The following is a 10076-nucleotide window of genomic DNA, read 5'->3' as shown; positions in this document are numbered from 1 at the left end:
TAGCCACCCGCTACGACAAAACCCGCGAATCCTACGAAGCAGCACTCACCATCGCGTCACTCCTGATGTGGATATGACCCTTTGAAGACAGGCCCTAGGCACTGTTTCTCGGATCTCCTGACGCGGGTGGGGCGTTGGGCCCAGGCTGGCTGTATGGGCCGTGGGGATCTGACGAATGCGGAGTGGGATCGGCTGGAGTCGTTCTTGCCTCGGGGTGGTGCGCGTGGCGGTCGGTGAAGTGATCACCGGCGGGTGATCAACGGGGTTCTCTACCGAGTGCGGACCGGCGTGCAGTGGCGGGATCTGCCCGAGCGGTTCGGGCCGTGGGAGACGGTCTATAAACGACATCGCCGCTGGTCAGCTGATGGAACCTGGCAGATGCTGCTGTCCCGCGTCCAGGCAGCGGAGGACGCGGCGGGCGGGATCGACTGGGACGTGTCGGTGGACTCGACAGCGGTACGAGCCCACCAGCACGCCGCCGGTGCGAGGAAGGCTCCTCCGGCCGCCCTTCCTCAAAAGGGGGCCGAGCAGGGGACGAACCAGGTCGATCCGGTACTGCGGAAACTGGTGGCCCGGCTGGAGGAGGTGGTCAGATCGGCGAATGCCTGGGACGTTCCCGCGGGGGATTCACCACCAAGATCCACCTGGCCGCCGAGGGGCGATGCCGGCCCCTCGCCTTCGTCCTGACACCCGGACACTACGGTGACGGACCCCAGCTCGAGCGGGTCCTGGAGCAGGTATCGGTGCCCCGAACCGGAGTCGGCCGGCCTCGCACCCGGCCCGACCGTGTTCTGGCGGACAAGGCGTACACGTCGCGCAGAAACCGCCGCTACCTGCGACGACGCGGTATCCCGCACACGATTCCCGAACGCCTCGACCAGCAAAGACACCGCAAGAACCGAGGCTCGCGAGGCGGTCGCCCCACCGGCTTCGACAGCGAGCGCTACAAAAAACGCAACACCGTCGAACGCACCATCAACCGCCTCAAGGGCTTCCGGGCCCTCGCCACACGATACGAGAAACGCGCCTACATCTACCTCGGCACCGTCACGCTCGCAGCACTCGTCATCTGGCTCAGAGCACGATCCGAGAAACAGTGCCTAGGCAGCGGTGCCCGCTATGGGCGGCCACGCTTGGTGCAACTCGCCGACCGGTGCCGAGTCGTGACCGTGTGGCCGCCCGGGCGGCCTGCTGGAAGGCTTGAGTCTGCCGCTCGACAGGTCTCGGCCCCAGTGCGCCCGTTGCTGCCTCACCCGCTCGATGTACGCCACGACCGCTGAGCGTGCGCCAGCATGCGGGTCACTCTCTCTCCAGCGCTGCGCGCACAGCCTTGGAGTCTGCGCTCCCGCTCTCGACGATCCTGACCGCCTGGTCGACGAGCCAGGTGCCGCGTTCGTCGGGGACAAGCCGCAGTGCGCTTTGCACGACCATGGCGACTCGCTTGGAGTCCACGGTTGTCCCCACTCCGATTCCGGCCGGGTGCGGGCCGAAGGCCGGGACCTCGACAGCCTCACTGGTGCTCACCCCCGTGTCACTGTTGTCGCCGGGTTTGGGCGCCGCAATAACTTCGACGCACTCGGCTATGGTGTCCATCTCCCAACTCCGCCGCAGGCGTTCCGTCGTGGCCTCGCAGGCAGCCTCCCAATCATGGTCCAATTGGGCCTGCTGATATGCCCAAGCGGCCTCGATCGCAGCCGTCGCTCGCTCCTTACCTTCACCACCGTTCGCGCTGTCATCGGTCGCGACGCAACCGGACAGCGGCAAGGTCACCGCCATCGCAACCACCCGAGCGGCACGTACGAGCCGAGCGGCCATGTCATGCCCCCCCCTCACCCCTTATCGGTCCTTCCCGGAACCGTTTGGAGGATTACAACACAGGGCCGTAGCCGAGTAATCACCCACAGAGCTCAACGCGTTTCCCGGCGTCCGGCGGGCGGAAACCGTGTGTCCCGGATAGCTGCCCTGATCCACAGTCCACACCCCCGTATGGTGCCTCCACGGTGTCGGTCGTCAGGGGGTGACGATCGCGAACGTCTTGTCCGGCTTGTCGAGCACCGACATCAGCCGGGTGAGCAGACTCGCGTCACCCTCCATGGTGATGCCCTCCACCCCCCGGCCCGCGAGCGTGCGCAGGAGCTGGGCCTTGGTCATCGTCATGGTGAGGCCCACGTCGGCGGAGGGCTGGGTGCCGGTCGTCCGGGTGAGGAGTCCGTTCGCGAGGCGGAGGCGTCGGCGGTCATCGCCGACGTGCCAGTCGATCGTGAGGTCGAGGGCCCATGCCTTCGGTCCGTTCACACGGACGGCGAGTCCGTCGATGAGCTGGTCGACCGTCAGGGCCTGGTGCATGTCGGGGCCGATGGTGGCACTGGTGCCGTCGATGACGCCACAGGTCAGTTCCCGCGCGCCCGTGAGATAGAAGTTCCGCCAGACGGCGTTCTCGACGGTGTGCCCCAGGCGCGTGTAGAGGGCCGCTAGATCGCGTCGGGTCCGCTCGTCCCTGGGGTCGTCGAAGACGGCGTGATTCAGCAGGGTGACGGCGAAGCGGAGGTCACCGCGTTCCGCGTAGTGACGGGCGCGGGCGCGGACCGCGGCCTGGCCACCCAGGGTTTCCACCCAACGGCGGGCCTCCTCAACCGGGGGGTGCTCCCACAGGTGGGCGGGGTTGCCGTCGAACCAGCCCATGTAGCGCTGGTAGACGGCCTTGACGTTGTGGCTGAGAGAGCCGTAGTAGCCGCGGTTGGCCCAGATGCCCTCGAGCTGGGGCGGCAGCTGGAAGGTTTCGGCGATCTCGGTTGCGGTCAGGCCCTGGTTCATCTGCCTGACGGTCTGGTCATGGAGGTAGCCGTAGAGGTCCCGCTGGTGTGTGAGCAACTCGACGATGTTGCCGTTGCCCCAGGTGGGCCAGTGGTGGGAGGCGAAGGCGACGTCGGCGGCGCCGTTGTAGAGGGCGATCGATTCGGTGAGGTAGCCGGCCCAGGCGTGGGCGTCGCGTACTTGGGCGCCGCGCAGGGTCACGATGTTGTGCATGGTGTGGGTGGCGTTCTCCGCCATGCAGACGGCGCGGAGATCGGGGAAGAGGAAGTTCATCTCCTCCTGGCACTCGGTTCCGGGAGTCATCTGGAAGCGGATCCGGACCCCGTCGAGCGTCAGTTCCTCGCCCGTGGCACCGATGGAGTGGGTGGGAGGGATGAGACCGACCGTGCCCAGCGAGACGGTCAGACCGAGACCGCACCCGACCTGGGACGTCACCCCGGAGGGGAGGCCGGCACCGTACATGTACGAAGCGCGGCGGGACATAGCGGGGCCGGCGTAGACGTTCTCGCTGACGGCGTGCTCCATGAACCCGCTGGGCGCCACGACGGGGACGTCGCCGGCACCGTCCGGGAGCACGCCCCTGCAGCCGCCGAAGTGGTCGACGTGCGGATGGGTGTAGATCATCGCGCGGACGGGACGTTCGCCGCGGTGGTCGCGGTAGAGGCGCAGGGCGACGGCGGCCGTCTCGGCGGAGATCAGCGGGTCGATGACGATGACGCCGGTGTCGCCCTCGACGATCGTCATGTTGGACAGGTCCAGGCCCCTGACCTGGTAGACGCGGTCGGTGACCCTGTAGAGGCCCTGGCGGGCCAGGAGCCGGGCCTGTCGCCAGAGGCTGGGGTCCACGGTGTGGGGGGCCGGATCCCCAGCCTTGTCGAGGAAATCGTAGGCATTCGGATCCCAGGCGGTCCTGCCGTCCGCGGTGGTGATCGGGCCGCCCGTGAACGCGGCGACGAATCCGCGCTGTGCGTCGTCGAAGTCGGTCGTGTCGTCGTAGGGGAGGCCGTCCGTGCGCGTCGGAGTCGGGGCTCCGTGCGGGCGGTGACCTGGATCTGCTTGTGCGGTGGCGGGGTTGAGCGAGACGGCCGCGGCGGCGGCGCCCGCCGTGGCGGCGACGAAGTCGCGCCTGTTCATCGGTGTCATGGGTGAAAGACCTTTCCCGGGCGTTCCGAACGGCCCGGCCGGAAGGGCGGACGAGGGGTGGGGACCTTCCGCTGCGTCAGGTGTCAGTGGTGCAGGGCCAGCAGCTTGGCGATGCCGTTGCGCTGGATCTCCGATGTGCCGGTCAGTACGCGGAACATCCGGATCTTGCGGAAGAGGAATTCGATCTCGTTGCCCTGCGTGAGCCCTTCCTTGCCGTGGATCTGCACCGCCTCGTCGAGGATGCGGAAGGCGGACTCGGCGACGAAGAGCTTGCACATGAATGCCTCGGTGTGGACCTCGCGGCCCTCGTCGAGGGCCGCGAGCGCCGCGTACGTCATGGAGCGCGCGGCGTACAGGCCGGTCGCCATGTCGGCGACCCGGTGCTGGATGGCCTGGAGCATGAGCAGCGGCTGACCTCCCGCGACCATGCGGGTCCGGGCCCGGGTGAGCGTCAGGTCGAGAGCGCGGCGGGTGGCGCCGAGGACGCTGGGGCAGTGCAGCAGCCGGTTCGTGGTGACCCTGCCGAGTGCGATGCGCATGCCCGTGCCCTCCTCACCGAGCAGGTTCGCGGTCGGAACCCAGCAGTCGTCCAGGACGATGTCGCTCTCGATGTGCTCGCCGGACATCGGCGTCGCGCCGTCCTCGACACGGCAGCCGGGGCTGTCGAGGTCCACGAGGAAGGCCGAGAACCGGGGCTTGTCGTCCGGTAGTTCACCGGTGCCGGCCATGCGGGCGACGACGATCGCGAAGTCGGCGAACGGGCCGGCGGAGGAGAAGACCTTGTGCCCGGACAGGCGGTAGCCCTCGCCGTCCCGGGTGGCGACCGTGCGCATGGAGCGGACATCGGATCCGGCGTCGGTCTCCGTGAGAGAGAAGCAGCACGCCCGCTCACCGCGGACAAGTGGCAGCAGGTAGGTGTCCAGCTGGTGTGGGGTGGCGTACTTGAGGATGTCGCCCGCGCGCAGGGGGCCGCCCATGTCGCCCAGCACGCAGTGCGACAGGACGCGTCCACTGGCGCCGAGCTCCTCCTTCAGGGCCGCGAGCTGGGTGTACGTGAGGTTCTGCCCGCCGTACTCCTTGGGCAGGTGGATACCGTAGAAGCCCAGTTCACGGCTGCGGCGCCAGACCGGTTCGAGATCGGCGCGCGTCAGACGCCCCATCGGGGTGATGCCGCGCTCTCGTTCGTAGTCGGCGAGTTCGCCATCGAGGTAGCCGCGCAGGCGGTCGACGAGTTCGGCCGTGCGAGGGTCGTCGTAGGTGGGACGTAGCGAGAAGGTCACGGGGGCTCCTGGGGGAACGGGTGATCGAGAAGTGGTCAGTTGACGCGGCGGGAGGCGTTCGCCCAGTACGGTTCGCGTACGGACTTGCGGTCGAGCTTGCCGTTGCGGTTGTGGGGCAGCTCGGTCACGAAGTCGACGGCCCGGGGTTTCTTGAAGCGGTCGAGGCGGTCGGCGCAGAAGGCGATCAGCTGGTCGGCAGTCACGCCGGTGTCACCGGGGCTCTGGACTACGACGGCCCTGACCGCCTCGCCCCACGTGTCGTCCGGTACGCCGACGACGCAGGCCTCCTGGACGGCGGGGTGCTCGTAGAGAGCGGCCTCGACCTCGGTGCAGTAGATATTGAAGCCGCCCGAGATGATCATGTCCTTCTTGCGGTCGACGAGGAAGAGGTAGCCGTCCTCCCGCATCCACGCGAGGTCGCCGGTGTGCACCCACCCCTCGCGGAACGTCTCGGCGGAGAGTTCGGGCTCCTTCCAGTACTCGCGTACACAGTCCGGGCCGCGCACGATGACTTCGCCGATCTCGCGCGGGCCGAGCTCCCGGCCCTTCTCGTCGACGACGCGCACCTCGGTGTCGTAGGAGGCCCGCCCGCAGGACTGGAGCAGCTCGTGGTCCTCCTCGAGGGCGTGGGCGATCTCTCCGGCGCTCAGACCGGCGACGACGCTGGTGGTCTCCCCGAGTCCGTACCCCTGGGCGAGGACGGGCCCGAAGAGCTTCACCGCGTCACGCAGGCGCTGCGGTGAGATGGGCGCGCCACCGATCCGCACGCTTGTCAGGGACGACAGGTCGTGGCGGCTGGCGGCGGGGTGGGCGAGCACCATGTTCACCATGGCGGGGACGAGGAAGGTGGCGGTGATGCGCTCCTTCTCGACCGTCTCCAGAAAGCTTTCAGGGGTCCAGGCGGGGAGGACGTACGTCGTGGAACCGCCGAACACGCCGGCCAGCAGGCCCATTCCGGTGGCGTGGGTGATGGGCCCGCAGGCGAGGTAACGCGTGCCGGGACGTGGCCGTGACTCGTCGGACATGAGGAGCTTGCGCATGTTCGCGAGCCGGTTGCCGACGGTCTGCACTGCGGCCTTCAGCGCTCCGGTGGAACCCGAGGTGAAGTTCAGGACGCAGGGTTCGTCCTCGTCCACGTCCACGAGGAACGGCGCGGCGTCGCCCTCGGCGAGCAGGGTGGAGTAGGTGACGGGCGGCGCTCCGGACGGGAGGGCCTCCTCCGGTTCCTCGTCGAGCGGGACGGGCAGGCACTCGTTGCCGGCCGCGGCGATCGCGGCGAGGGCGTCCTCGCGGTGTGCCGAGTCGAAGACCAGGGCGCGCACGGAGGCGTAGCGCAGGATGTGCGCGATCTCGCCCCGCCCGAGACGCGCGTTGATCGGTGCGCGTGTCAATCCCGCCTTGTACAGGGCGAACTCGGTCTCGACCAGTTCCCCGCGGTTCCACGCGACGCAGGCCACCACATCACCGGGGCGAAGGCCGCGCGCGGTGAGGGCGGAGGCGAGGCGGTTCGCCGAGGACTCCAGCTCGGTGAAGGACCAGGAGCGCTCTCCGCATACCAGGGCGGGGGCCTCGGGCCAGTAGCGAGCGCTGCGTGAGAGATAGGTGCCGAGGTTCATGAAGCTGTACTCCAAGAGGCAGAAATGGATAGTCGTTTCATTTACAGACACCTTGTTCAGTAAAGTAAGAAGTGTCAAGAGTCTTCTAGACTGAGGACGCTCGCAGCGTCACGATCGAGGAGAGGTGGCTTCGTGGCCGAGGACAGACGGACGAGGCGGTCACGCCGCGCCCTGGGGACGGCCCTGGTGGAACTGGTGCTGGAGCGCGGTTTCACCGCGTTGACCGTCGAGGACATCACCGAGCGGGCCGATGTTGCCCGCGCGACCTTCTACGCACACTGCCGCGACAAGGAAGACCTGTTCGCCCGTGTGACGGCCGACCTTTTGACCGGGCTCGCCGCACGCCTCGAGCCGGTCGTCGCCGACAGCGAGGTCGGCTTCACCGGCAAGCCGGTCCTGGAGATGCTGCGGCACGCCCGCGAGGAGCGCGACCAGTACCGGATCGTGCTGCGGGGCGAGGGTGACGGCAAGCCGCTGCAGATGTTCGTGGACGCCCTCGCCCGGGCGACGGCCGAGGAGTTCCGCGCCCGCGCGGAACGCAACGCCGTGCAGCCGCGCATCGACCCCGAACTGCTGGCCCGCGTCTGGGTGGGTGAGCAGATCGCGGTGTTGCGCTGGTGGGTGGAGCAGGACGTGCCATCGCTGCCCGCCGAGGAGGTCGTCCGGATGCTGCTCGACCTTGCGTTGCACGGCCGGTACTGGGCCAGCGGCTTCGAGAGCCGGGCCTGAGACCCGGGACGGCCGCGGGGCACAGGCGCCGCGGCCGCCCCGCGGGCGTCAGCCCAGCTTCAGCCGGCGCGCGTCCCGCTCCGGCCGGATGGTGATGAGGGCGGCCACGGCGCACACGAGCATGACGGCAGCGGACAGCAGGTAGGCCTGCGTGTAGCCGGCGCTCCGCGAGGCGGCGGAGTCCAGCATGTACCCGGTCAGATAAGGGGAAATCAGCCCCGGCAGGGTTCCGGCCGCGGCTACGACACCGAACACGGCGCCACGCTGGACCGCCGGGACCACGGCCGAAACGGTCATGTAGTGCAGCGGGAAGACGATGGCGTGACCACCGAACGCCAGGGCGAGCAGCGCGAGATGGACGCCTCGGCCGTCGACAAACGGGAAGGCAGCCATGGCCAGTGCCGCGACACCCACGGCGACGCCTTGCGGGATCGCCGTCGACCCGCGGCTCGAGCCGCCCCGGCGGCGGAGGAAGTCCCCCAGTACGGGTACGGAGAGCAGCAGCACGAGGCTGAATGCGGAGATCGCACTGATGACCGTTGCGGCTACCCCCGATGTCATGCCGAGTTGAGTGCGCAGGTAGGCGGGGAGCCAGGCATGGCTCAACGCCAGAGCCCAGGAGGCGCCGAAGGCGGCGGCGATCGACCCGAGCACCGTGCCGTTCAGCAGGAGCCGCCGGTACGGCAGCCGTGCCTGCGGGGCGGGGGCGCACGGGGTTCCGGAGGCCGGAGCGCCGACGCTCCGGTGGCCTTCCGCGCCGGGCGTGACCTCGCCGCCGTGTGGCCCGTCGTGGCCCACTCGCCACCAGATCAGGCTCCACAGCACACTCGCCACCGCGAGGACCACGAATGCCGAGCGCCAGCCGAAGCTCGTGATCAGCCAGGTGACCACCGGCGCCGCGACCAGCGTGCCCAGGGCGGCACCGCTGATCTGCAGGGCAGAGGGCAGGCCACGGCGGTCCGCCGGGAACCACTTGTACAGCGCGTGCATCGACATCGACGCCGCCGGCCCTTCCGCGGCCCCGAGCAGTACGCGTCCGGCCACCAGCGCCGGCACCGACGCCACGACCAGCACAGGCAGTTGGGCCACCGCCCACAAGACGGCCATCGTGAAGAGCAGGACCCGACTGGAGAGGCGGGCAGAGGCGAAACCGACGGCAAGCCCCGAGAGGCTGAACAGCAACGAGAACGAGCTCGAGATCATCCCGTACGTGCTGTTGCTGATGCCGAGCTCGTCCATGATCGGTACGGCTGCGAGCCCCAGCACGGACTTGTCCGCGTAATTGATCAGCATGAACGACACGATCATCGCGGCGATCAGCCATGCGTGCCGTCGGTCGAACGTGGGACGCGGCGGTGCCCCTCCGGCGTCGGCGGGGAGGGGGCCGCCGGCCGCATCGAGAGGCGGGGCGGACGAGGGCGGTTCGACCATGAGGCACACTCCTGCGGCTCGGAAGGAAGGGGGCGGAGGAGGCGGGGAACGAGTGCTCGCCCGGAACTCGCGTCGTCCGCTGCGGGATTCACGACAGCCGCGTCCAGCATTACCGGACTGACTGTCTGTTAATGATCGAATCATTTGGAAACGTAGCTCTCGAGCGCCTGTGCGTCAACGAGTTGACCAAGACGTAAATGGCCTCTGTTCCCAAAACTGACCTGTGTGTACGGTAACGCTAGACATGTTTGAGATCTCGCCAGCTCTAGCTGCTGACGGACGGAGCGACACATGACCGAGACAGCCCCGCTGAGTGGCCTCTCGTGGACGCGCGGCTACACGGACCCCGCCTGGACCCGCCGTTTCACGACCTCCGGCCGCGAGATCTCACCGAGCCGCAGGGGCTGGCGCGGAGTCCGCCGTCCCCGGGATCTGCCCGGCAGGTCCACCTCTTCCGATCCCGGCACGCACGAGCTCGACACCGTGCCCCTCGAACTGAACGGCAGGGCCGCAGTCACGCTGCCCGACCTGTTCGACGCCGCGCAGACCGACGCCTTTCTCGTCCTGCACCGCGGCTCCGTCGTGTACGAGCGGTACCTGGACGGCATCGAAGGGCACACGCCGCACTTCAACGCCTCGGCGGCAAAGTCGTACATCGGTCTCGTCGCGGCGGTTCTGGCCCACCAAGGGCACCTGGACCGCACCCTTCAGACGTCCTTCTACGTCCCCGAACTCGCGGGAACCGCCTTCGGCGAAGCCCGGATCGAGGACCTTCTGCACATGGGCACCCAGGTCTCCTACGGAGGCCGGCGGCTGTTCGTCTCACCGGGACTCGACCTCGTCGTCGTCCACTTCGGTTCCCAGGTGATCTCCTCCGCCGTTCCTGCCGTCCCGTTCGTCCCGGCGTTTCTGCAGATCGGCGCGCACCTCCACTCGGAGGCATAGGCTGCGACGCGGTGAAGTTCGGTGCGGCGCCAGTGGCTGGGCACGGCACCGAGCCCTCCGGGTCCGCTTCGACCGGCAGCATGTGCCGACAACCTCACGTCGGATTCACGGACCGCGC

The 10076-nt window shown here is 68.6% G+C and carries 7 protein-coding genes and 1 pseudogene; 3 read left to right on the top strand and 5 right to left on the bottom strand.

The features are described 5' to 3' along the window. Positions 1–252: 252 nt before the first annotated feature. Positions 253–1079, top strand: a pseudogene (locus IA22_RS35810) (IS5 family transposase); the annotation flags it as partial. 220 nt (positions 1080–1299) lie between these two features. Here IA22_RS35810 and IA22_RS36970 read toward each other — a convergent pair. The 4 genes from IA22_RS36970 to IA22_RS0132780 form a co-directional block, all read right to left on the bottom strand. After that, positions 1300–1593: a hypothetical protein gene (locus tag IA22_RS36970; protein ID WP_015575423.1), complete on the bottom strand. Its 294-nt coding sequence runs from the start codon at positions 1591–1593 to the stop codon at positions 1300–1302. A gap of 417 nt (positions 1594–2010) precedes the next feature. Beyond that, positions 2011–3957, bottom strand: a complete 1947-nt coding sequence (locus IA22_RS0132790; protein WP_030125759.1) for an alkyl/aryl-sulfatase — start codon at positions 3955–3957, stop codon at positions 2011–2013. 83 nt (positions 3958–4040) lie between these two features. Continuing rightward, positions 4041–5237 carry an acyl-CoA dehydrogenase family protein gene (locus tag IA22_RS0132785; RefSeq protein ID WP_015575425.1) on the bottom strand — a complete coding sequence of 399 codons (1197 nt, stop codon included), beginning with the start codon at positions 5235–5237 and terminating at the stop codon, positions 4041–4043. A 35-nt stretch (positions 5238–5272) separates the two neighbouring features. Then, on the bottom strand, positions 5273–6868 hold the full coding sequence (locus tag IA22_RS0132780) for an AMP-binding protein (RefSeq protein ID WP_245229648.1): 1596 nt from the start codon (positions 6866–6868) through the stop codon (positions 5273–5275). Between the two features lie 117 nt (positions 6869–6985). On the opposite strand from IA22_RS0132780, the gene IA22_RS0132775 reads away from it, so the two are divergent. Further along, positions 6986–7582, top strand: coding sequence for a TetR/AcrR family transcriptional regulator (locus IA22_RS0132775; protein ID WP_015575427.1), 597 nt, complete (start codon positions 6986–6988; stop codon positions 7580–7582). Positions 7583–7630: 48 nt separating this feature from the next. Here the strand turns inward: IA22_RS0132775 and IA22_RS0132770 are convergent, their stop codons facing one another. After that, a complete protein-coding gene (locus IA22_RS0132770; protein WP_030125757.1) occupies positions 7631–9013 on the bottom strand; it encodes an MFS transporter in 1383 nt (460 codons plus the stop codon). Positions 9014–9304: 291 nt separating this feature from the next. Between IA22_RS0132770 and IA22_RS0132765 the strand changes: the two genes are divergently transcribed. Further along, entirely contained in the window at positions 9305–9958 is a 654-nt protein-coding gene (locus IA22_RS0132765; RefSeq protein WP_051694885.1) for a serine hydrolase, read from the top strand. Positions 9959–10076 lie beyond the last annotated feature (118 nt).

This window comes from Kitasatospora papulosa, assembly GCF_000717245.1.
Lineage (GTDB): Bacteria > Actinomycetota > Actinomycetes > Streptomycetales > Streptomycetaceae > Streptomyces > Streptomyces papulosus.
The sequence above is the reverse complement of the archived record's forward strand: the minus strand, read 5'-3'. Positions and strand labels throughout refer to the sequence as shown.